Raw genomic sequence first — 23,021 nt, forward strand, 5'->3', positions numbered from 1 at the left:
TAAATAGTTAGGCTTGCTAACTATTGGTGGTAGTCATGCAAAACTTAATTTATAGGCAGTTTTGGCGGTATACGATACCAACCGTGGCTGCAATGCTGGTAAACGGTTTGTATCAAGTGGTCGATGGTATTTTTATCGGGCGTTATGTCGGTGCTGATGGGTTAGCTGGCATTAATGTCGCGTGGCCAATCATAGGGTCGATACTTGGTATTGGTATGATGGTTGGTGTGGGTACCGGAGCGTTGGCTGCTATTAAACAGGGAGAGCAAGACAAAGTAGGGGCTAAGCGAGTGCTAGCGACAGGTTTGTTGTTATTAACTGCTTTGATGCCCATTGTTGCCACGATACTGTTTTGCTTTTCTGATGAGTTTATACGCTGGCAGGGGGCCGAAGGACACGTTTATGAGCTTGCTCTTCAGTACTTGCACATTCTGATCGTAGCGTGTGTGTTTACACTTGGGTCTATTGCAGTACCGTTTTTACTTCGCAATGATGATAACCCTAATTTGGCTACTATTTTGATGGTGATCGGGGCTGTGCTCAATATTGTGCTAGATTTCGTCTTTATTGCTTGGCTTGGTTGGGAGTTAACCGGAGCGGCCATTGCTACGGCGCTGGCACAATTGGTGGTTACCGTGCTTGGTGTGGGGTATTTCTTTACTTCAAAAGCTAAGTTGCGTTTGAGCATCAAGGACTTAACAATAAAACTTGCTGTGGTTCCAAAGATATTGGCGATTGGTACCTCAAGTTTCTTTATGTACGCTTATGGCTCCGTTATGGTGGCACTTCATAACGCGTTATTTGCTCAGTATGGAAGTACAGTGTTAATCGGGGCTTACGCGATATTGGGTTATATTGTGACGGTTTATTACCTGATTGCAGAAGGTATTGCCAATGGTATGCAGCCGTTGGTGAGTTTTAACCACGGAGCACGTAATCAAGAAAATATTAGAAAGTTACTGCAAATTGCGATGGGCACTTCCGTACTTGGTGGCGTGGTATTTGTTATTTTCATGAATATCTTCCCGTATGAATTGGTTTCAGTATTTAACAATGCCGATCAGCAACTGATTAAAAGTACTGTCATGGGGATTCGCTTACATATGTTTGCGCTGTTTTTAGATGGATTCTTAGTCGTGGCAGCGGCTTACTACCAGTCGGTTAACAAAGGCAGTAAAGCGATGTTTGTGACACTTGGTAATATGTTAGTCCAGCTACCATTCTTATTCATTATGCCAAAAATATTCGGAGTGACAGGTATTTGGCTTGCCTTCCCGTTATCCAATATTGCATTGAGTTTGGTGGTGGTCAGTATGTTATGGCGAGATGTGAAGAAACTACTGCATGAAAGCTCGGCTGAACCAAGTGCACCAATTTGTTAAATGGGTATAGAGGTAGGAAAGCGAGGATATAGCCTCGCTTTTTGTTTTCCGTTAAATAATTTTCACTTCCAGCCCAGCCAATTGATGCCAGTAACCGTTGCATTGACGGCTTTCAAGTTTTTCTGGATGTTCGTTATTTTCGTTGGAACGGAAATGCTCTAACTCAGAAAGCGTGCTCACACCGAGAGGACTTAAGCGGACCACATCAACCAGCCCTTTCATACTTGGTAAGTCATTGATCAGATTGTAACAATATCCTGACTGTGTCTGAATACCGTTAAGATTAAAGACTTCCTGTCCTTCTTGGCTACTGACCTGGATACCCGTAGGGTATTTGATACAACAGGTTTCGCAATCATCTTTAGCTCGGTTTTCAGCTCGGGCTGTAAAACAGCGAGCGGAATAAGCTAAAGGTAAATAACCGTGGCTAAATACCTCAACTTCAAATTTGTTGCGAATACCAAGCTCATCACACTGAACTAAAGTATCGCTTAACCATTCGCGAGAGAGCTCGACAGGCATGCACCAGCGAATCATACCTTGCTTCAAAAATAATTTTAGCGTGTGTGCATTATAAGTATTGATTGCAGGGCCAACGACGAAAGGCACTTTATGCTCTGATGCCAATTGAACCGCCGATACGTCATTGGCCTCTATGGCGAAGTCACCGTTATCGATGTACTTCTTCATGATGTTTACTTCACTCGGTGCTTCTAGTAGCGCCATCGTAGAGATCACGACTTGCTTACCTGATGCTGATAAGTCTTTTGCGATTTCCAACCAGTGGGCTGGTTTCATCTCTCTGCGTTTAGAGCACACTGACTCACCTAAGTAAATAATGTCCGCAGAACTGTGTTTTGCTTGTTGGTAGAAGGCTTCTACATCTTGTTTTGGCCAAAAATAGAGTAGTGGGCCAAGTGCGTATTTCATTGAGTTATCCATCTTAACCTCTACTGCCATTTACGGTGGTAAGCACCTAAGGTGGTTTGCGTTCCTTCCGACACATTTGCGAGTGTCGCATCCCATGCGGCTTCAACTTGGTAAGCCGCTGGATTGGTTTGGTAGCGGTCAATTGCCGCACGCCATGTTCGGGTCACTTGCTCTACATAAGCTGGGCTGCGCTGACGGCCTTCAATTTTCACTGACGCGACGTTTGCCGCGAATAATTCAGGCAACATGGAAAGGGTGTTCAAACTGGTTGGTTCTTCTAATGCGTGGTAGCGTTTTTTCTCACCTTCAATTTCGACCTCGAAGCGTCCTTTACACAGTGTAGGGTAACCAGCGTTTTCACCTGCGCAGTAACGATCTATAAGGATATTGTTTAAGCGTGATTCAAGCCCTTGTTCGGTTTCTTGCCAACGAACATACTTGGCAGGAGAGCATGCGCCCACAGTGTTTGGTGACTCACCAGTCATGTATGATGAAAGATAGCAACGACCTTCCGACATGATGCATAAACTACCAAACGCAAAAACTTCAAGTTCAACACCGCTGGTGACGTTGCGTGAGAGTTGTTTTACCTGTTGGATCGACAGTACGCGGGGCAGAACCACGCGTTTCACGTTGAAGTTTTGTTGGTAAAAATTGATCGCTGCAACGTTGGTTACGGAAGCTTGTACAGAAAGGTGCAGTTCAATCTGAGGGTATTTTCGAGCGGCGTATTCAAGTACTGCAATGTCAGCGACAATCAACGCATCAACACCGAGTGCAGCCGCATTATCTACCGCGTTAGTCCAGCGTTCAAAGCCATTAGGATGGGCAAAGGTGTTCAACGCGACGTGAATTTTCTTGTTGCGGTCGTGAACGTACTGGACCGCTTTTTCTAACTTTTTACCGTTAAAGTTTAGACCAGCAAAGTGACGAGCGTTGGTATCGTCTTTGAAGCCAATGTAAACGGCATCTGCACCGCAATCTATTGCGGTTTTTAACGCAGGCAGGTTACCCGCGGGACACAAGAGTTCCATATGCTCACAATCATTGAGAATAAAAAGGTGTCCGCATTTTATGAAGAATTATTAATAGCTAAATTGACCTAAGTTAGGTTTAGTTCAATAAATTAGAGATTTACCTCTTGAGAGTAAGGGGACTTGGCTGGAGTTAGTTTTTGTGGCGACGGTTTTGGACAAACAATTCTTCAATTTCGTGTTTTGGTTGTGGTCGGTAAAAATGGAAGCCCTGAATCGAATTGCACTGAAGATTGGAAAGCAATGTGGCTTGCAGGTGGGTTTCAACCCCTTCAGCAACAACTGTTAAATCAAGAGATTTTCCTAAGTTAATGATATTTTCAATTACCGTTACTTGTTTGGCTAAGGTGTCGATGTCATTGATAAAGGCGCGATCGATTTTCAGCTCATCAATCGGGAAACGAGCCAAATAAGACAGAGACGAATAACCGGTACCAAAATCATCGATGGATAGGGCAAAGCCGAGCTTTTTTATTGCATTGAGCATTTGCAGCGTGTGTTCGCTGTCACTCATTACCGCACTTTCCGTTAGTTCAAAGGTGATACAGCTTGGATCCAGTTCGGTTGTACGCAGTAGCTTCTCCATAAAGTCGATCAATTGAGGGTTACCAAACTGTTCTGGAGATAGGTTGATGGCAATGCGACCGGGTAAAATGCCTTGCTGCTTCCAACGTTTAACGGTGTTGAACACTTCACGCATCACCACTCGCCCGAGATGCTCTATGAGCCCAGCTCGCTCGGCAACGGGGATGAATGAGCCAGGGCTGATATAGCCTTCAACTGGGTGTTTCCAACGCACCAGGGCCTCGGCGCCATTGATGCTAAAATCACGAGCGTTGACTTTTGGTTGATACCACACTTCTAAGCCATTTTGCTGTAAGGCCTTTTGCAATTCAATCTCGAGCCACAAACGCATACGCGCTTCTTTGTTCATCTGATCGTTAAACTTTATCAGACGGTTGCGTCCACGGTCTTTTGCTTCATACATGGCGGTATCGGCATTTTGCAGCAATATTCGCGCGTCTTGTCCATCTTCGGGATACCGTACGCTACCAATCGAACACGCGAGGCGTTTGCTGAAGTGATGCAAATCAAAAGGCTGATTGATTAAAGCGATAATACGTTCTGATAGAATCTCGGCCATGCGTGTATTTTCTGGCTCTGGCAGGATAATGCCAAACTCATCCCCCCCCAAGTGACCAATAATGGCTTGGTTTGGTAACGATCGTTTGAGACGGGCCGAGACTTCTTGAATCACTTTGTCACCGATGTGGTGGCCTAAGGAGTCGTTGATGTTTTTGAAGTTATCGATATCTAAATAAAATACCAGCAGCGGAGTTTGACTTTTAATAAGCAGTTCAAGACGTTTACTAAAGCCAAAACGGTTATATAGCTTAGTCAGCGAATCAAGGTGCGCGTCTTCATTGGACGCGGAAGATAAATGCTTTGGTGTTTCATCGGCATCTTGGATCAGAATGATTTTGGATGCACGCCCCAATATCGCTGTCGAGTCAGCATGTAATTGCACTTTACGCTCAAAACCGCACCTTGCGCCAGTTAAGCAGGTAAAGGTTTTATCTGTAATTAGAGTGCTTAACCGATGGCTAAACGCTTGCTTGGTGTTTTGATCGATGAATAGACGGTTCAATTCTTCGCCTAATAATTCGTGCGGAGAGTGAAATCCTAGCAAGCGTGCCGATGCAGGGTTTGCTGATATGATGACGTCATCTTCGATCAGTAACAGGCCGTCTGGCAATAGTTGAGTTAATTTAGCAAACTTGCTTTCGGCTTCTTCTAAAGAACGGACTAAGATTTGTTTTTCGGAAGTATCAACGGCATGGAAAACCACAAACCGAATATCATTACCCTCAAAGACGGGCGATAGGCTAAAGTGAAGGCTGGTCTCAAGAACGGTTTCATCGAGCGTGATTTCTGCTTCGACATGGGTCCCTTTAAACGCGCGTTGATAATAAGGCGCAAGCTTTTTATAAAACTGCTCTCCCATCACTTCGCAATCGTTTAACCCCACCATTTCTTCGTTACTTAACCCTGCAATATCGCAGTAACGATCACTCACCATCCGATAATTGTGATTTTTATCAAGAATAGCAAAGAAGAAAGGGCTATTTGAGGTTAGCGTGGCAAACCAATATTGTAATTGCAGGGAAGGCATTAGGGTATGACCGATCTCCAATGAGCCAGATTACTCGTCCGTGTACTAAAAAGCGACACCCCGTCAAGCTAGCCTTAGCCTATTATCAAGACTGTGCAGTTCTTGCTTTTAATGGCTAGTTAATTGAACTTGGCAGTTGACTATCACTTGGATGCGCTTTGATAACTATAACTTTGAAAATACGGTTATAAAAGTATTTATCTATCTGTTCACATCAATAATACACGTAAGTTCAAAAAAAGCAGCATTAGTGGGCAATAATCCATCATCATTAAAATGAACCGTTTATTGATACATAACAGGAACCCATATTGCGTGATTGCGTATTATGGATTATTTGATGATAAAGTAACGGATAATGCACGTGTTAAACAAGATTCGCAGTCAACTAGTAAAGAACGCAGCTACCATTTTGCGCTCTCCTGTCCAGTTATTACCACGACCTATTCAACAAAAGGCCTTATTAGAAGGGCTCAAAATGGTGTTCAAAGAAGCCTTAGAAGATGGTGACTTTGAGTTTCTTGAAGATAAGTGGTTAAAAGTTGCGATTAAAGACTTGAACTTAGCATGGTACATCAGCCATCAAGGTGAAAAATTGGTAGTGGCTGCAAAACCAGTTCAGGAAGATGTGAGTTTTAGTGGTAACCTAAACGACCTAGTACTGATTGCTGGTCGTAAAGAAGACCCTGATACACTGTTCTTCCAGCGTCGCCTTTCTATCGAAGGTGATACTGAGCTTGGCTTAGAAGTGAAGAACTTAATGGACAGTGTCGACTTAGAGCAGTTACCAAAAGCAATGCAAGTAGCTTTAAACCAACTGGCTGACCTTGTTCACAAAGGGACTCAAGCGCCTGCACAACCAACCGGAGTAGCGAATGCTTATTCGAACTGAAGCCCCTGCGGACATTCTTACCATTGACCGCTTATTGAAACACACCTTTCCTACGCAAGCTGAAGCCGATCTAGTTATGCGTTTGCGTGAAAATAGCAAATTCACACTTTCTTTGGTGGCATGTACCGATGAGGGAGAGGTGATCGGTCATGCTTTATTCAGCCCCGTGACTTTAAATGGTGAAGATTTGTCATGGCAAGGACTAGCACCATTGGCAGTACATCAAGATTACCGTCGACAAGGTATTGCCGCTGAATTGATCAAAGAAGGTTTCGAATCACTGCGTGATTTTGGTTACCCAGTGTGTGTGGTGTTGGGAAGTCCGAGCTATTATGCGCGCCAAGGGTTTAAACCTTGTGAAGAAATGGGGTTCGAATGTGCTTGGGACGCACCTAAAGGTGCATTTCGTATCGCTGAGTTGGTCGAAGGTCAATGTGCAGGACGTTCTGGTCGTATTGAATACGCCCCTGAATTTTCTGAATTGTAAATAATATAGCCCGCCTTTTTAGCGGGCTATTGAGCTGTTATTTGATTTAGTTTATACAAAAATTAGCCTAATTTGTCGTTTTTACCTTCCTATTTTTACTTCTTTGTTTATTCCTATCATGTTGATCTTTTTGTTTTCCTCGTAACGGTAAGTTATCTCAATACGTTTTAGTTTTGCCTGTTATAAACCCAGAGGTTGCCAAGTTTTTAAGGGAGGGCGTTGGTGAGCAAGCCCATTAACGTCATAATGCTATTTATCCCTATCTTGATAGTCCTTTAGGTATAATCGCGATTATTTGATAGGATGCCTTGTTCAAAAAGGTGACGGAAAATGTCAATTAACGAGAAACAATATTTACACGAAATGGGGATCAGCACGTGGGAGTTGGTTCACCCTGATAGACTGATTGGTTATCAAGCGCCTAATGTCGATTTGCCAAGTTCTTGCAAGCTTCTGCTGGTTTCTCCGGTATGCCCTGAGAATGAGACAGTCATCTTGTTTGAAAAAATCCTCAAGAGTATGAAGTTAACGCTTGACCAAGCAATGCATCTTGAACCAGAACGCCTTTCGCTCCTTGATAAACATGAGTTGGAGTGGGTGTGGTTTGCTGGGTGCGAAGCAACCACTCTTCTCAATACCAAACGACTAACGTCACCATTACTGAAAGAGATAGATGGCAACAACCAACAAAAGCGCGCACTTTGGCAACAGATTTGTTCTTATAATAATCCGAGCAAATAACCATCGCTCCCCGTTTTACTGCAATTGGTGTTACACATAAATATTTAGGTAAATAATGACAATTGAAATAATGCCAATGCGTGCGGAGCACTTAGATCAAGTTTGGCTAATCGAGCAGCAAGCGCATTCTCACCCGTGGGCCGAGTCTTTAATTCGTGACTTATCAAGCCGTGGTGCGTGCCATCATGTCATGATTGCTAAGGACGAGGTGTTAGGCTATTTCTATGCTCAGAATATCGTTGGTGAAGTAACATTACTGAACATCTCGATAGCGCCTCAACACCAAGGCAAAGGCTATGGTCAAAAGCTGCTGGATGCGTTTCTAAACCAATGCGAACAGGCGAAAGCTGAGAGCATATGGCTGGAAGTGAGAGAAAGTAACCAAGCTGCCATCTATATCTATGAGCAAGCCGGATTTAATGAAGTGGACCGACGCTATAATTACTACCCAACGAAAACGGGAAATGGAACAGAAGATGCGATCATTATGAGTTATTTTTTCTTTTACTAGGCGCATGACTCGGGAAGTTGCCCCTGAGACAATAATAAGCGAGAATACCGCGCAATATTGAATCTAAAAAGCGTGTTTGCATTTCGAGCAAGCATTCAGACATCAAAGAAGACCAGTCTCATGTCAAATACACCTTTTCTAAGCGAAGTGTCTAAACGTAGAACGTTCGCTATTATTTCTCACCCGGATGCGGGTAAAACCACCATTACTGAAAAAGTCCTTTTATTCGGAAATGCGATTCAAAAAGCAGGTACGGTTAAAGGCCGTGGTAATGCACAGCATGCAAAATCAGACTGGATGGAAATGGAAAAGGAACGGGGTATCTCGGTAACCACGTCTGTGATGCAGTTCCCTTACAATGATTGCTTGGTAAACTTATTGGATACTCCTGGACACGAAGACTTCTCGGAAGATACATACCGGACTCTAACGGCAGTCGACTCGTGTTTGATGGTTATCGATGCAGCGAAAGGTGTCGAGGATCGTACCCGTAAGCTGATGGAAGTGACCCGTCTGCGTGACACGCCAATTGTTACCTTCATGAACAAACTTGACCGTGACGTTCGTGATCCAATGGAAGTACTGGACGAAGTCGAAAACGAACTGGGCATGATGTGTGCGCCTATCACATGGCCAATCGGCTGTGGTAAGGAATTTAAAGGGGTTTATCACATTCACCGTGATGAAACGATCCTATACGAGTCTGGTCACGGTCATGAGATCCAAGAAGTTCGCATCATTAAAGGTCTAGACAACCCAGAGTTGGGTGAGCAGGTTGGTACGGATCTGGCGGCAAGCGTTCGCGAAGAAATAGAACTCGTCATGGGGGCATGTCCTGAATTTGATTTGGAAATGTTTTTAACGGGTGACTTAACGCCGGTTTACTTCGGTACTGCATTAGGTAACTTTGGTGTGGACCACATGCTGGATGGCTTGACGGAGTGGGCGCCAGCGCCGAAAACGCGTCAAGCGGTTGAGCGTGAAGTCGAAGCGACAGAAGAAAAGTTCTCTGGTTTTGTTTTCAAGATCCAAGCGAATATGGATCCGAAACACCGTGACCGTATCGCATTCATGCGGATTGTCTCGGGGACCTACACGCAAGGCATGAAGATGAACCACGTTCGTCTTGGCAAGCAAGTGAGTATTTCTGATGCAGTCACCTTTATGGCGGGTGACCGTTCACGTGCAGAACATGCTTATGCAGGTGACATCATCGGTTTACATAACCACGGCACTATCCAGATTGGTGATACCTTCACGCAAGGTGAGTCACTGAAGTTCTCTGGCATTCCCAATTTCGCACCGGAATTGTTCCGTCGTATTCGTCTGAAAGATCCATTGAAGCAGAAGCAGCTACTGAAAGGTCTGGTTCAGCTATCTGAAGAAGGTGCGGTACAAGTATTCCGTCCACTACAAAACAACGAGCTGATCGTTGGTGCGGTTGGTGTGCTTCAGTTTGATGTCGTTGTTGCGCGTCTGAAGTCTGAATACAATGTAGAAGGCGTTTACGAAAGTGTAAACGTGGCTACTGCTCGCTGGGTAGAATGTGATGATGCGAAGAAATTGGATGATTTCCAGCGTAAAAATCAAGCTAACCTAGCGTTAGATGGGGGCGATAACCTAACGTATATTGCACCAACAATGGTTAACTTAAACTTGGCGAAAGAGCGTTTCCCTGATATTGATTTCCGTGCGACGCGTGAGCACTAATCAAAAAGTGGTTTGGGTAAGCTTTAACGCAAACTAGATTTTAAAACGCCCTTGGCTATAAACTTAGCCAAGGGCGTTTTTATATGAGGATGAGATATGAACTGGTTTAAACGAGGATTGAAGCGTTACGACGACTGGTGCAAGGAGATGGGGCTAACCCCCGATCAAAAACGCAGCTGCGTTCCGTATCGAAAAGACCCTGCCCATCAAAATGAAGAGAACAGTGAAGCCCTGCCATCTTCTGATTCTCAGCCTGCCAGTACAGATAAAAAGCCTCAAGATGAAGCTCTTTGATACCCATTGTCACTTTGACTTTGATGTGTTCCAAGGTGACTTTACGCATCAGCTTCAGATAGCTCAAACGCAAGGCGTGGTAAGAATTCTGATTCCTTCAGTGGGACCTCAAAACTGGGCTCGCATTCAAACCTTGGCAGAGCAACACGCCAATTTGTATTACGCTCTTGGGTTTCATCCGTATTTTCTTGAAGATAACGTTGAACAGCACTTTGCTGAATTGGAACATTATCTAAAACAAAATGCTTCCCAGTGCGTGGCAATAGGAGAGTGTGGACTAGACTTTGGCATTGATGTTGACCCACAGTTGCAAGAAAAGGCACTTGAAGTTCAATTTGAGTTGGCTAGACGCTTCGAACTCCCTGTTATTTTACATAGCCGAAAAGCGCACAATCGCCTTATCCAAATGGTTAAAGCGGCGAAGCTCCCTCGAGGCGGTGTGCTACATGCTTTCTCTGGGAGTTATCAGCAAGCAATGGAGTGGGTCAAATTAGGTTTTTTTATCGGTGTAGGAGGAACCATCACCTACCCGAGAGCGAAGAAAACACGCGACGCAATTCAAAAATTACCACTCGAACACATGGTAATCGAAACCGATGCACCAGATATGCCTATACTTGGGCATCAAGGGGAGGCGAATCACCCGGCACAACTCGTTCACGTTTTTAATGAGCTCGTAGAGTTGCATAGTGGAGAAAGACAGTCGATTGCTTGCCAGCTGTGGGAAAATAGTAACGTTGCATTCTCTATATGTTAATAAAATCTAAAAATCCTGTTTGAAATTAAAAACGTTTACTTGCTTGTTGTGATGTGACTCACAAAGACGATTGAATCAATGATAGATCTTATAGGAAAATGTGAGGCTAGCATTATTTTAATTGATTCCGCATGAGTATAATTGCTCCTGCTTTATAGCTCCATTTTGTAACACGCCAATAAATAACTTATAAGGAAGTCATAAACTATGAGCCTGTTTATGAGCCTAGTCGGTATGGTAGTGCTTATTGCTATTGCATTTGCATTTTCTAATAACCGAAAAGCTATCAATCTAAGAACCGTGGCTGGCGCATTCGCTATCCAATTCGCATTAGGTGCATTTGTTCTTTATGTACCTTGGGGCCGTGATCTACTAAACGGTTTCTCTTCTGGTGTTTCTAACGTTATCAACTATGGTAACGATGGTTCATCATTCCTGTTCGGTGGTCTTGTTTCTGACAAGATGTTCGAAGTATTCGGTGGCGGTGGCTTCATCTTCGCATTCCGTGTTCTTCCTACACTGATCTTCTTCTCTGCACTGATTTCAGTTCTGTACTATATCGGCGCGATGCAGTGGGTTATCAAGATTCTTGGTGGTGCACTACAAAAAGCGTTGGGCACTTCTCGTGCAGAATCAATGTCAGCTGCCGCTAACATTTTCGTCGGTCAAACTGAAGCACCTCTGGTGGTTCGTCCGTTCGTTCCAAAAATGACTCAATCAGAGCTGTTTGCGGTAATGTGTGGTGGTCTGGCTTCTGTTGCTGGTGGTGTATTGGCTGGTTACGCATCAATGGGGGTACCTCTCGAGTACCTAGTTGCCGCGTCATTCATGGCAGCACCTGGTGGTCTACTGTTCGCTAAAATTCTTCATCCTGAGACTGATCAGCCTCATGAAAACATCGAAGAAGCGATGGACGGTGGCGACGACAAACCGGTTAACGTCATTGACGCAGCAGCGGGAGGAGCGGCTTCTGGTCTGCAACTTGCGCTAAACGTTGGTGCAATGCTAATCGCGTTCGTTGGTCTAATCGCATTGATCAACGGTATGCTAGGTGGCATCGGTGGTTGGTTCGGTATGCCAGAACTAACACTAGAACTCATCCTAGGTTACGCATTCTCTCCACTCGCATTCCTAATCGGTGTTCCATGGGCTGAAGCGGTAACCGCGGGTTCATTTATCGGTCAGAAAATCGTAGTAAACGAGTTCGTTGCTTACCTGAACTTCGTACCATACTTAGGTGAGAATGCTCAAGTCGTTGCGGCAACTGGTGAAGTAATGTCTGAGAAGACGACCGCTATCATCTCATTTGCACTATGTGGCTTCGCGAACCTTTCTTCTATCGCGATCCTACTTGGTGGTCTAGGTAGCCTTGCACCTAACCGTCGTAGTGACATTGCTCGTATGGGCATTAAAGCCGTTCTTGCAGGTACGTTGTCTAACTTAATGGCAGCGACAATTGCAGGCTTCTGCCTAAGCCTTGCAGCATTTTAATTAGAATCGGTTCTTAATATATAGACGCCGTTTACATCATGCCCTGTAGCAAGAAATTGCTGCGGGGCATTTTTTGTTTTTAAAGCTAAATTTTTTCGGTAATTGAGCCCGATAAATGGGGTTCAATCAGTCGATATAAAAGAGGCTTGGAAATTTTGAGATACAAACCGTTTGCGCTCCATATAGTGCTGCAGTTTTGCGGTGAAACTCTATAATGTAGTAATCACAGAATAGTGGTTAAGGCTGATGCTTAATCACGCAATGAATATTACATAATCGATGGGCGAATGAATTGCCCATCAATATCAGATCTAGTAAGCGTTTTGCTGTGTGATGTGATATGTAAGACACCGCAATCATAGATTGTAGTGCCATAAGCCAAACAGGTACTGTGCGGTGACAAGGATAGCAATTGGCATATGATATTTTCGCTGTATATGCCGAGTCTTCAGGGAACCAAGTCCGTTCATTAATAGACTGTTTAGCCCTTTACTCACATTGTCTCGACTGGTGGATTATAGTTAGAGACGTGATGTAAGGCTGAATAGTGAATTTTTTGAATATTGATCGGAGATAGAAATGAGCGATTTAAAAGCAGCAGCACTACGTGCACTTAAACTTATGGATCTAACCACGCTGAATGATGACGACACTGACGCAAAAGTGATCTCACTCTGTCATGACGCGAAAACCGCAGTAGGCAACACCGCTGCAATCTGTATTTACCCTCGCTTTATTCCTATTGCTAAGAAGACACTTCGTGAGCAAGGAACGCCAGAGGTTCGCATTGCAACCGTTACCAACTTCCCACACGGTAACGACGACATCGAAATCGCTGTTGCTGAAACAAAAGCGGCGATTGCTTACGGTGCGGACGAAGTTGACGTCGTGTTCCCATACCGCGCGCTAATGGCGGGTGATGAGAAAGTCGGCTTCGAACTGGTTAAGCAATGTAAAGAGGCTTGTGGTGATATTCTTCTGAAAGTCATCATTGAAACTGGTGAGCTAAAAGAAGAAGCACTAATTAAGAAAGCATCTCAAATCTGTATTGAAGCAGGTGCTGACTTCATCAAAACTTCAACTGGTAAAGTGCCAGTCAACGCCACGCCAGAATACGCACGCATGATGCTTGAAGTGATTCGTGACATGGGTGTTGCTGAAACGGTTGGTTTCAAACCTGCTGGTGGTGTGCGTACTGCTGAAGATGCGGCAGCATACCTTGCCATGGCTGACGAAATTCTCGGTGACAACTGGGTTGATGCTCGTCATTACCGCTTTGGTGCGTCTAGCCTGCTAACAAACCTGCTAAATACATTAGAAGTGACAGACGAAACTGCTGATCCAGCAGCGTACTAATTCCAACTATACGTCTGAGCGGTAGCACCTAAGTGGGTGCTACCCACCTTTTCTATCCTACTTAAACCATCGCTTGCTAAGGCGTGGGAGGCACTAATGTATTTACCACAAGAAATCATTCGTAAAAAACGTGACGGCGAAGAACTTACCGCAGACGAAATCAACTTCTTTATTCAAGGCGTAGCAAATAACACGGTATCTGAAGGTCAGATCGCGGCGTTTGCTATGACTATTTTCTTTAATGAAATGACCATGGATGAGCGTATCGCGCTGACGTGTGCAATGCGCGACTCTGGCATGGTTATCGACTGGAGTCACATGAACTTTGGTGGCCCAATTGTCGATAAACACTCTACAGGCGGTGTGGGTGACGTAACGTCTTTGATGCTTGGCCCTATGGTGGCAGCATGTGGCGGTTTCGTACCTATGATCTCTGGCCGTGGCCTTGGTCACACCGGTGGCACGCTCGACAAGTTGGAGTCTATTCCAGGCTATAACATCACACCAACTAACGACATTTTTGGTCAAGTAACCAAAGATGCCGGTGTGGCGATCATCGGTCAAACGGGTGATCTAGCGCCAGCCGATAAGCGTGTGTACGCGACTCGCGATATTACCGCAACAGTAGACAACATCTCGCTTATTACGGCATCGATTCTTTCCAAAAAATTGGCGGCGGGTCTGGAATCTCTAGTGATGGATGTAAAAGTCGGCTCTGGTGCATTCATGCCAACTTACGAAGCGTCTGAAGAGCTAGCGAAATCCATCGTTGCAGTAGCAAACGGTGCGGGTACTAAGACAACCGCAATCCTGACAGACATGAACCAAGTATTGGCTTCTTCGGCAGGTAATGCGGTGGAAGTTCGTGAAGCGGTTCGTTTCCTAACTGGTGAATACCGTAACCCACGCCTACTTGAAGTCACCATGGCTTCTTGTGCAGAAATGCTGGTACTTGGCAAACTGGCTGAGAATACAGAAGACGCACGTGCGAAATTGATGGAAGCATTAGACAACGGCAAAGCAGCAGCATGCTTTGGCAAGATGGTTGCTGGTCTTGGCGGCCCAACAGACTTCGTCGAAAACTACGATAACTACCTAGAGAAAGCGGACATCATTAAGCCAGTATACGCGACACAAACAGGCATTGTTTCTGCGATGGATACGCGTGCTATTGGTATGGCGGTCGTTGCTATGGGTGGCGGTCGCCGTGTTGCTACTGATGAAATCGACTATGGCGTAGGTTTCGACGAGTTCATCCGCTTGGGTGAAGTTGCAGATAGCGATAAACCTCTGGCGGTTATCCATGCTCGCACTGAAGAGCAATGGGAAGAAGCGGCAAAAGCCCTGCGCAGTGCAATCCAAGTGGGTGGTGAGTACACACCAACGCCAGAGGTTTACCGTCAAATTCGTGCAGAAGACATTTAATAGATTAAGTAATTATATTAAGACCTACTCAACAATAATAATTCGCCGAGTGGGCCTAAGGAACGAGCAATGAAAAGAGCATTTATTTTAGTACTAGACTCATTCGGTATTGGTGCAAGCGCTGACGCTGATAAATTTGGTGATGTCGGTTCTGACACACTAGGTCACATCGCGGACCAGTGCGAAAAGGGCTTAGCCGACAACGAACAACGTCAAGGTGCCCTTCGCCTTCCAAACCTATCTAAATTAGGTCTGGCGATGGCGCACAAAGAATCAACAGGACGCTTTGCACCTGGCCTAGACGCAGACGCAGAAATCATCGGTGCTTATGGCCACGCGGCTGAGTTATCTTCTGGTAAAGACACGCCGTCGGGTCACTGGGAAATTGCAGGTGTACCGGTACTGTTTGAGTGGGGCTATTTTACAGACCAAGCAAACAGCTTCCCTAAAGAGTTAACCGACCGTATCTTAGCGCGCGCAGATCTAGATGGTTTCCTAGGTAACTGTCACGCGTCTGGCACTCACGTTCTTGACGATCTTGGTGAGGAGCACATGAAGACTGGGCAGCCAATCTTCTACACCTCTGCGGACTCTGTATTCCAAATCGCCTGTCACGAAGAGACCTTCGGTCTAGATCGTCTACTAGAGCTTTGCCAAATTGCGCGTGAAGAACTAGAAGATTACAACATCGGTCGTGTAATCGCGCGCCCATTCATTGGCCCGGGTAAAGGTCAATTTGAGCGTACGGGTAACCGTCGCGATTTGTCTGTTGAACCACCATCAGCGACTATCTTACAAAAGCTGGTTGATGAGAAGGGCGGTCAGGTTCATTCCATCGGTAAGATCTCAGATATTTATGCAGGTTGCGGGATCACTAAGAAAACCAAAGCAACAGGCATTCCAGCACTATTTGAAGCAACGAAAGAAGCGATTAAAGAAGCGGGTGACAACACCATCGTATTCACTAACTTTGTCGACTTCGACTCAGCTTACGGCCACCGCCGCGATGTGGCAGGTTACGCAGCGGCGCTTGAGTACTTTGATGGTCGAATTAACGAAGTATTAGAGCTAATGGAGGAAGATGATGTGCTTATCCTAACGGCTGACCACGGCTGTGACCCTACATGGCCAGGAACCGACCATACTCGTGAGCACATCCCAGTATTGGTTTACGGTCAAAAAGTGCCAGCAGGCTCGCTTGGCCGCCGCGAAACATTCGCAGATATCGGACAAACATTGGCGAGCTACTTCGGTACTTCTCCAATGGGTTACGGTAAGAACTTTCTATAATTCATAGGAAATTCAAAAACTGGGAGCTGAATGCTCCTAGTTTTATGTTTGCAGTATGCAAGTACTGCTTGTCGGAAATGAGAATACTCTGGCTTACATCGCCTTAAGCGCGGAGCGCTAGAGAAAGGTTAAGGAAAAGAAAATGGCAACTCCACATATCAATGCTGAAATGGGTGCATTCGCAGACGTAGTACTGATGCCAGGTGACCCACTACGTGCAAAATACATCGCAGAAACCTTCCTTGAAGACGTTGTTCAAGTGTGTGACGTGCGTAATATGTTCGGTTACACCGGTACGTACAAAGGACGAAAAATCTCTGTGATGGGGCACGGCATGGGTATCCCATCGTGCTCGATTTACGCGACGGAGCTAATTAAAGACTTCGGCGTGAAGAAAATCATCCGTGTAGGTAGTTGTGGCGCAGTAAACGAAGACATCAAAGTACGTGATGTTGTGATCGGCATGGGCGCGTGTACGGATTCTAAAGTTAACCGTATCCGTTTTAAAGGTCATGACTTTGCAGCTATCGCAGACTACAAAATGGTTCGCGCGGCAGAAGACGCAGCAAAAGCACGTGGCATTGATGTGAAAGTCGGTAACTTATTCTCAGCGGAGCTTTTCTACACGCCAGATCCAGAAATGTTCGACGTGATGGACAAGTACGGCATCGTTGGTGTTGAGATGGAAGCGGCGGGTATCTACGGCGTATGTGCAGAATATGGCGCAAAAGCACTGACGATCTGTACTGTATCAGACCACATTAAGACCGGTGAACAAACGACTTCGGATGAGCGTCAAACCACATTTAATGACATGATGCTGATTGCGTTAGATTCGGTAATACTGGGTGACGAAGCATAATGGTTGGTTAACACACATAAAAACAGCCCGCACCAGCGGGCTGTTTTTTTAGGTATTCAGTTCGAGACCGAATCATTTGGTAAGCAGTAGGTTTTCACCTTTCTTACGGCGAATAGGTTGTCGGTGTAAAATCATAATAAATAGCATGCCACACACAAAGCTTATTAGCACCATCATATACATGTAACGGTCACTCTTACGATAATGATGATCAGAAATCGCGGTAACACGCCCTGTCTCAAACGTGACACGTACGAAGCCAATAATGGCATCATCAGCAAACACAGGCTCAACCAATTGCTGGCGACCAATTGAAGCGGTAGCCAGTGGAGTGTCTAACCCCAAAACTTCCCGTACTGATAATGCACCTTCACTGGACGCCAAACGCACACCTTGCGCATCATATATCGTTGCATCAAACACCAAGCGATCTTGAGCCAATTGATTGGTCAGTTTTAGCAATCGTTCTTGGTCTTTGGTCAGAATCATTTCACTGGCAGAAAGAGACGCCTGTGAAATCAGAACCTTGGTGAGTGTTTCAAGCTGTTGTGCTTGGATTTTTTCGTTGCCCTTACTGATCACAACACTGTTTTTTATCGTGATAAACAACATCACACACAGTAGGATTAGTGCCAGAGTTCTTAGGGCATTCCTTACTGAGAACAAAGATTCACTCATGCTCTTTACTCATCCATTTAAAACAAAACAAAGACTTGCCTTTTTAGTTTGTTGAGGTAACGTTTTAGCAAAGTCATAAGGGATTATATACATGGACGCGTCAAAAAGCTTGCCTATCAGAAAACATACGACACTTTTAAAACGACTACCCGAGACTTTATTCGCCTCTCAGCTGGATAAAGCGAAAGCCAACTGGGTTGTTTTTGCTGAGTACCTTTCTCCACGTCACTTTGAAGACATCGATTTTTTCACTGGTTTTTATAACCCGATTTTAGAAACATGGAAAGTGGGTCAATACGAAGTGGCTTTAATGGCGGGAGACCTTACCCCTCAGCATGAAACCATTTTACAAAGCCTGAATTTGGATTATGCCTCCCTCAATGAAGTACCCGACTTATCAACCACTGGTTTGATTGTGTTTGATATGGACTCAACCGCGATTCAAATCGAATGCATTGATGAAATTGCAAAACTGGCTGGAGTAGGGCAAGAGGTGGCAGAAGTGACTGAGCGTGCGATGCTAGGGGAGTTAGATTTTGAGCAGAGCCTGCGCCAACGCGTTGGTAAATTGAAAGGTGCCGATGAAGCTATCCTTGAACAAGTGCGGTCCCGGTTATCATTTATGCCGGATTTTGAAGCATTAATCGCGACTCTTAAAGCGTTAGGTTGGAAAACAGCGATCGCTTCTGGTGGGTTTACTTACTTCTCCGATCACATCAAAAACAAGGTCGATTTGGATTTTGCTCAATCAAACCAGTTAGAAGTTATCAATGGAAAACTAACCGGAAAAGTGATCGGTGATGTTGTTACGGCTCAGATGAAGTCTGATATTCTGGTGGAATTAGCGGATGAATACGAAATCGAACAACATAACACGGTCTCGGTAGGTGATGGTGCAAACGACCTCCTGATGATGTCTGTCGCCGGATTGGGTATCGCTTACCATGCCAAACCGAAAGTCGAAGCACAAGCGCAAGCAGCCATTCGTTTTGCTGGCTTAGGGGGGGTGCTTTGTATTTTGTCTGGCGCACTAGTGAAACAACACAAAGTCAGTTGGAAGGCAAAACCATAATCTTTCATCATAAAAATACCGCCAAGATTGACGGTATTTTTTTAGGTTCAACTCTGGTTGAGATTACTCTGTCAACTCTAGCCGAGTAACCACTTCGTCGGTAATGTCTTCAAACTCACTATAGCCAACTAATGCGGTCAGCTCTTTTTCTAGCTTGCTGGCTTGATGTACTCCAAATTTTGTTAAGTCACTTAAGTCTTGCTGTAATAAGGATGTCATCGGGTCGAAAATTGGCGCGGTTGATAAGCGAATTACGTAGAACTCTCCCATCATGCGCGCTTTCTTTATAAATTGAATGCGCTCTGTTACGTTATTGAACTCTTGATGTAGCTTGGACTCAATCGCTGTAATCTGGTTACCTACTTTGGGTGCGCTGATATAGAGATCTTGATGTCCCATTTGTGCCCCTTCAACACGCTTTATCGGCTCTGCTATTAATGTACTTGTCCGGCCTTTGAAAATCGGTTCAAGAGACAACAATTGGTCATGACCAAGGCGGGCAAACAACTCAATGTGTTTCGGTAAAGGCACGTTAACACCAATAACGGGAGTTTTGATTGAAGAGGAAGCATTCTTGCTAATAAAAACAGGCGTGCTTACGGTTCTTGAAAGCAACATGCTGTGCAGTCTTTCAAGTAGAGCATTGCTAGGCAACCTTTCTTTTTGCGGGATGAGTTTGTTTTGGTTGTGTTCGATAATACTGTTGAAAAATGCAATCACTTTCATCGTTTGACTGTTCTCATCTATCATCAACTGAACACTATAACCGTCAGGGCTGACTCGAATTACTCGATACGGTACTGAAGTGAGAGGCAGGTTTTTATCGTAGAGTTGTAACTCACGAAAGTTGATCTGAACTTCTTGGCCTGAATGTAACCGTATTGGCTCATCAAGCCAGATCCCGAGTCCGCGTTTCGAAAGATCGACGGTACATCCGACCGTGTTGAATTGTCCTGTATGCAACTCTAATGGCGTTTTAAAACGATACCGTAGCTCTTTACGACGAGATTTTGCATCAAAATAAATGCCTTTCGTGTGCCCTGTAATTTTTCTTGTGTGGCGGAATGAATTTAACGTATTTGAAGGTATGCGAGGTTTTTCCGTTAAGAGGTAGTCTTGAGCTGATTTCTCATCCGCGACTTCCTGCAAAAAACCAATATGAGTCAGTGACCGAGAGGTATCGGCCAATTCAGGAGAGAAAGTGGTTAGGTCTCTTTTTTCCTCTTCTGAGAGTTGAAATATAGAGATCCTAAAGACACGCCAGCTTTCTCGTTTAGCTCCTAGATGCCAAAACAGCTGGCGCTGCTCTCGACTCGCTTCCGGCCGGAGCATTGAATAAAAGTACGTTCGGTTTTCGTGCTCGTGGGTAAATGAATACAGAATATTCGTTGTTCCCTTTACACCGGGCTTGATGAGCGAGGTGACCCGTTGTTCATTAAATAAAGAGCCGAACACTTGTTGGTTTCTTTCATCGTGCCAATACTGCCATAGTTTTTGATTATTCGGGGTCAGCATGGCTAACTTAAGCTCGCGACCATCAAAGAACAAAGGCAAGCTGCTAGTGTGCTTTAAGGCGATGTGTTCATAACCACGAGTTCGAGCTCGAATGATTTTATCTTGATTGTCGTGGCGCGTACGCTTGGCGGCGCTGTTAAGAGCTTCATCGATAACGTGGGTGATGACGTCGGTCTCGGTTAAGCGGATAGCCCTAAGGTATCGAATCGCGTCATTCTCGTAACAGTCATCGACGGCAAGTACACGGTAGCTTAGCGGCTTTTCGATTCCGGCGACTTGAGATTGATTAGCGAATTCTGTAAAGGTGACTTGGATGATTTCGCCAAGGTTGTACTTAAACGCACTCGGCACTTTGAATTTTGCCCCAGAGCAGGATAGGTCGATACTCAGTCCATGGAGGAGTTGACCTTTCGAACGGCATATTTTTACCTGAGATTGTACTTTTAGCCGTTTTTCTTGGCGCTTCAAGTCATTCCCTAGGTGAACAGGCTCTGCCAAAAAAGGGCTTTTGGGATCCGTTAACGATTGCGCTTTTTCTTGAGTGGGGCGTATATTCATTACTCGGAAATTGTTCCGTGTATTAACTAAGGCTTCCCACATGCCTTCGGTATAGCGACCAAACTTTTTGATGTTTTTGTGGTAAGCGTTGAAAGCTACATCGTCCAACCAGTGCGGAATACTATCCAAAATATACTCTCGGCATTCGCCTTGAACGCGGCCACGCAAGTCGATGCTTTTTTTGCACGGTGCCATTAAACGGTTTAGTTCCATTTTGACTAAGATTTTGGTCGAAGGCGGCTCTTCCTCGGTTAATTGACCAAGGACAAAATCAACGTCGTTCGATCCATAAACGGGAATGAGTCGTTCTGCGAGCGAGAGAATTTCAGATTGCTGCATTATTTCTGTTAGAGTATGGCGTTATTTTAAATTATATCGACTAAGCGAAGTAAAACTTAAGTATATCAATAGTTCACTTCAGATTAAGTCTGACTTGACTGTGCTTAGTCACATTTGTTGAAAAAATCGAGGCATCATGGCGAAAGCAAAACGAGCTTATGTTTGTAATGATTGCGGGGCAGACTTTCCACGTTGGCAAGGGCAATGTAATGCGTGTGGCGCGTGGAATACGATTACGGAAGTTCGTATCGCTGCATCGCCAACCGTTGCTCGCAACGAACGTTTGACAGGTTATGCAGGCTCTGCAACCGAAGTGGCAGTGCAAACCCTATCAGAAATTGACTTGCAAGAAGTCCCGCGTTTCACCAGTGGCTATAAAGAGCTTGATCGTGTATTAGGTGGTGGTGTAGTGCCTGGGGCGGCGATTTTGATTGGTGGCAGCCCGGGAGCTGGTAAGTCAACACTGCTTTTACAAACGATGTGCAGTTTGTCAGCGAAAATGCCAACGTTGTACGTTACAGGCGAGGAATCTTTACAGCAGGTAGCAATGCGTGCTTCTCGTTTGGGGTTGCCAAAAGAGCATTTGAAAATGCTGTCTGAAACTAATGTTGACAAGGTCTGTCAAGTTGCTGAAAAAGAGCAGCCTCGTATTATGGTGATTGACTCAATCCAGGTAATGCACGTCTCCGATGTTCAATCTTCACCTGGCAGTGTTGCACAGGTACGTGAATCGGCGACGGCGCTGACTCGTTACGCAAAACAGAATAATGTTGCGGTATTTATTGTTGGTCACGTAACAAAAGATGGTACTCTTGCGGGCCCCAAAGTGCTTGAACATATCATTGATTGTTCAGTACTGCTTGATGGTGGTACGGACAGTCGATTCCGCACTTTACGCAGTCATAAAAACCGCTTTGGTGCGGTGAATGAACTTGGCGTATTTGCCATGACAGGGCAAGGGTTAAAAGAGGTCAGTAATCCATCCGCTATATTCCTTTCTCGTGGTGAAGAAGCAACATCGGGCTCTTCAGTAATGGTTGTTTGGGAAGGTACACGTCCTCTATTAGTAGAGATCCAAGCGCTGGTGGATTACTCGCAACTGGCTAATCCTCGCCGCGTAGCGGTAGGTTTGGAGCAGAACCGTCTTTCTTTACTACTTGCCGTGTTACACAAGCATGGTGGCCTACAAATGGCAGACCAAGATGTTTTTGTTAACGTTGTTGGTGGTGTTAAGGTAACGGAAACGAGCGCAGATCTTGCGCTCGTGATGGCACTATTATCGAGCTTTCGTGACCGCCCATTACCAAAAGATGTGGTCGTATTTGGGGAAGTGGGGCTTGCTGGTGAAATCCGTCCAGTGCCAAGTGGGCAAGAGCGTTTGAATGAAGCGTTTAAACATGGCTTTAAGAAAGCTATTGTTCCTGCAGCGAATATGCCGAAAGGAGGTATTCCTGGAATGCAGATCCACGGTGTTAAGAAATTATCAGAAGCAATTGAAGCATTTGATGAGCTGTAACGCCCTTA

At 45.0% G+C, this 23,021-nt stretch carries 20 protein-coding genes; 15 read left to right on the forward strand and 5 right to left on the reverse strand.

Annotated features, from left to right (window positions below; translation table 11 throughout):
- Window positions 1-35: 35 nt before the first annotated feature.
- A complete protein-coding gene (locus ATG66_RS08595) occupies window positions 36-1,382 on the forward strand; it encodes an MATE family efflux transporter (RefSeq protein WP_098414902.1) in 1,347 nt (448 codons plus the stop codon).
- Between the two features lie 51 nt (window positions 1,383-1,433).
- Here the strand turns inward: ATG66_RS08595 and ATG66_RS08600 are convergent, their stop codons facing one another.
- The 3 genes from ATG66_RS08600 to ATG66_RS08610 all read right to left on the reverse strand — a co-directional run bounded on the left by ATG66_RS08600 (window position 1,434) and on the right by ATG66_RS08610 (window position 5,519).
- Entirely contained in the window at window positions 1,434-2,312 is an 879-nt protein-coding gene (locus tag ATG66_RS08600) for a U32 family peptidase (protein WP_179885675.1), read from the reverse strand.
- Window positions 2,313-2,332: 20 nt separating this feature from the next.
- Window positions 2,333-3,346 (reverse strand): ubiquinone anaerobic biosynthesis protein UbiU, encoded by a 1,014-nt coding sequence (ubiU, locus tag ATG66_RS08605; protein ID WP_098414903.1) that lies wholly within the window; start codon window positions 3,344-3,346, stop codon window positions 2,333-2,335.
- 133 nt (window positions 3,347-3,479) lie between these two features.
- Window positions 3,480-5,519 carry an EAL domain-containing protein gene (locus ATG66_RS08610; RefSeq protein WP_098414904.1) on the reverse strand — a complete coding sequence of 680 codons (2,040 nt, stop codon included), beginning with the start codon at window positions 5,517-5,519 and terminating at the stop codon, window positions 3,480-3,482.
- A gap of 364 nt (window positions 5,520-5,883) precedes the next feature.
- Here ATG66_RS08610 and ubiT point away from each other — a divergent pair, with 364 nt between their 5' ends.
- The 12 genes from ubiT to deoD all read left to right on the forward strand — a co-directional run bounded on the left by ubiT (window position 5,884) and on the right by deoD (window position 17,335).
- Complete coding sequence (gene ubiT / locus ATG66_RS08620; protein ID WP_179885626.1) at window positions 5,884-6,411, forward strand: ubiquinone anaerobic biosynthesis accessory factor UbiT; 528 nt, start codon at window positions 5,884-5,886, stop codon at window positions 6,409-6,411.
- Window positions 6,395-6,898: a GNAT family N-acetyltransferase gene (locus ATG66_RS08625; RefSeq protein ID WP_098414906.1), complete on the forward strand. Its 504-nt coding sequence runs from the start codon at window positions 6,395-6,397 to the stop codon at window positions 6,896-6,898. Before ubiT ends, ATG66_RS08625 begins: the two co-directional genes overlap by 17 nt.
- 330 nt (window positions 6,899-7,228) lie before the next feature.
- The gene (locus tag ATG66_RS08630) at window positions 7,229-7,639 is read left to right on the forward strand and encodes a DNA polymerase III subunit psi (protein ID WP_098414907.1); all 411 of its coding nucleotides are present in this window, start codon (window positions 7,229-7,231) and stop codon (window positions 7,637-7,639) included.
- A gap of 55 nt (window positions 7,640-7,694) precedes the next feature.
- Window positions 7,695-8,150: a ribosomal protein S18-alanine N-acetyltransferase gene (gene rimI, locus ATG66_RS08635; RefSeq protein ID WP_098414908.1), complete on the forward strand. Its 456-nt coding sequence runs from the start codon at window positions 7,695-7,697 to the stop codon at window positions 8,148-8,150.
- A gap of 120 nt (window positions 8,151-8,270) precedes the next feature.
- Window positions 8,271-9,860, forward strand: a complete 1,590-nt coding sequence (gene prfC, locus ATG66_RS08640; RefSeq protein ID WP_098414909.1) for a peptide chain release factor 3 — start codon at window positions 8,271-8,273, stop codon at window positions 9,858-9,860.
- Between the two features lie 96 nt (window positions 9,861-9,956).
- Window positions 9,957-10,154, forward strand: a complete 198-nt coding sequence (locus ATG66_RS08645; RefSeq protein WP_098414910.1) for a DUF5363 family protein — start codon at window positions 9,957-9,959, stop codon at window positions 10,152-10,154.
- Window positions 10,141-10,911: a TatD family hydrolase gene (locus ATG66_RS08650; RefSeq protein ID WP_098414911.1), complete on the forward strand. Its 771-nt coding sequence runs from the start codon at window positions 10,141-10,143 to the stop codon at window positions 10,909-10,911. Before ATG66_RS08645 ends, ATG66_RS08650 begins: the two co-directional genes overlap by 14 nt.
- A gap of 207 nt (window positions 10,912-11,118) precedes the next feature.
- Window positions 11,119-12,402: a NupC/NupG family nucleoside CNT transporter gene (locus ATG66_RS08655; RefSeq protein WP_098414912.1), complete on the forward strand. Its 1,284-nt coding sequence runs from the start codon at window positions 11,119-11,121 to the stop codon at window positions 12,400-12,402.
- A 579-nt stretch (window positions 12,403-12,981) separates the two neighbouring features.
- On the forward strand, window positions 12,982-13,758 hold the full coding sequence (gene deoC, locus ATG66_RS08660; protein WP_053809241.1) for a deoxyribose-phosphate aldolase: 777 nt from the start codon (window positions 12,982-12,984) through the stop codon (window positions 13,756-13,758).
- A gap of 96 nt (window positions 13,759-13,854) precedes the next feature.
- The gene (deoA, locus tag ATG66_RS08665) at window positions 13,855-15,183 is read left to right on the forward strand and encodes a thymidine phosphorylase (RefSeq protein ID WP_098414913.1); all 1,329 of its coding nucleotides are present in this window, start codon (window positions 13,855-13,857) and stop codon (window positions 15,181-15,183) included.
- A 69-nt stretch (window positions 15,184-15,252) separates the two neighbouring features.
- Window positions 15,253-16,473: a phosphopentomutase gene (locus ATG66_RS08670; protein WP_098414914.1), complete on the forward strand. Its 1,221-nt coding sequence runs from the start codon at window positions 15,253-15,255 to the stop codon at window positions 16,471-16,473.
- 142 nt (window positions 16,474-16,615) lie between these two features.
- Entirely contained in the window at window positions 16,616-17,335 is a 720-nt protein-coding gene (deoD, locus tag ATG66_RS08675) for a purine-nucleoside phosphorylase (RefSeq protein ID WP_098414915.1), read from the forward strand.
- A 72-nt stretch (window positions 17,336-17,407) separates the two neighbouring features.
- Here the strand turns inward: deoD and ATG66_RS08680 are convergent, their stop codons facing one another.
- Window positions 17,408-18,013, reverse strand: coding sequence for a YtjB family periplasmic protein (locus tag ATG66_RS08680; protein ID WP_098414916.1), 606 nt, complete (start codon window positions 18,011-18,013; stop codon window positions 17,408-17,410).
- A gap of 91 nt (window positions 18,014-18,104) precedes the next feature.
- Between ATG66_RS08680 and serB the strand changes: the two genes are divergently transcribed.
- A complete protein-coding gene (gene serB / locus ATG66_RS08685) occupies window positions 18,105-19,085 on the forward strand; it encodes a phosphoserine phosphatase (protein WP_098414917.1) in 981 nt (326 codons plus the stop codon).
- A 63-nt stretch (window positions 19,086-19,148) separates the two neighbouring features.
- Here serB and ATG66_RS08690 read toward each other — a convergent pair whose 3' ends face one another.
- Window positions 19,149-21,497, reverse strand: coding sequence for a PilZ domain-containing protein (locus ATG66_RS08690; protein ID WP_098414918.1), 2,349 nt, complete (start codon window positions 21,495-21,497; stop codon window positions 19,149-19,151).
- A gap of 136 nt (window positions 21,498-21,633) precedes the next feature.
- Here ATG66_RS08690 and radA point away from each other — a divergent pair, with 136 nt between their 5' ends.
- Entirely contained in the window at window positions 21,634-23,013 is a 1,380-nt protein-coding gene (gene radA / locus ATG66_RS08695; protein WP_098414919.1) for a DNA repair protein RadA, read from the forward strand.
- Window positions 23,014-23,021: the final 8 nt, after the last annotated feature.

Origin of the sequence: Vibrio sp. ES.051, from assembly GCF_002563795.1 — a bacterium.
GTDB lineage: Bacteria > Pseudomonadota > Gammaproteobacteria > Enterobacterales > Vibrionaceae > Vibrio.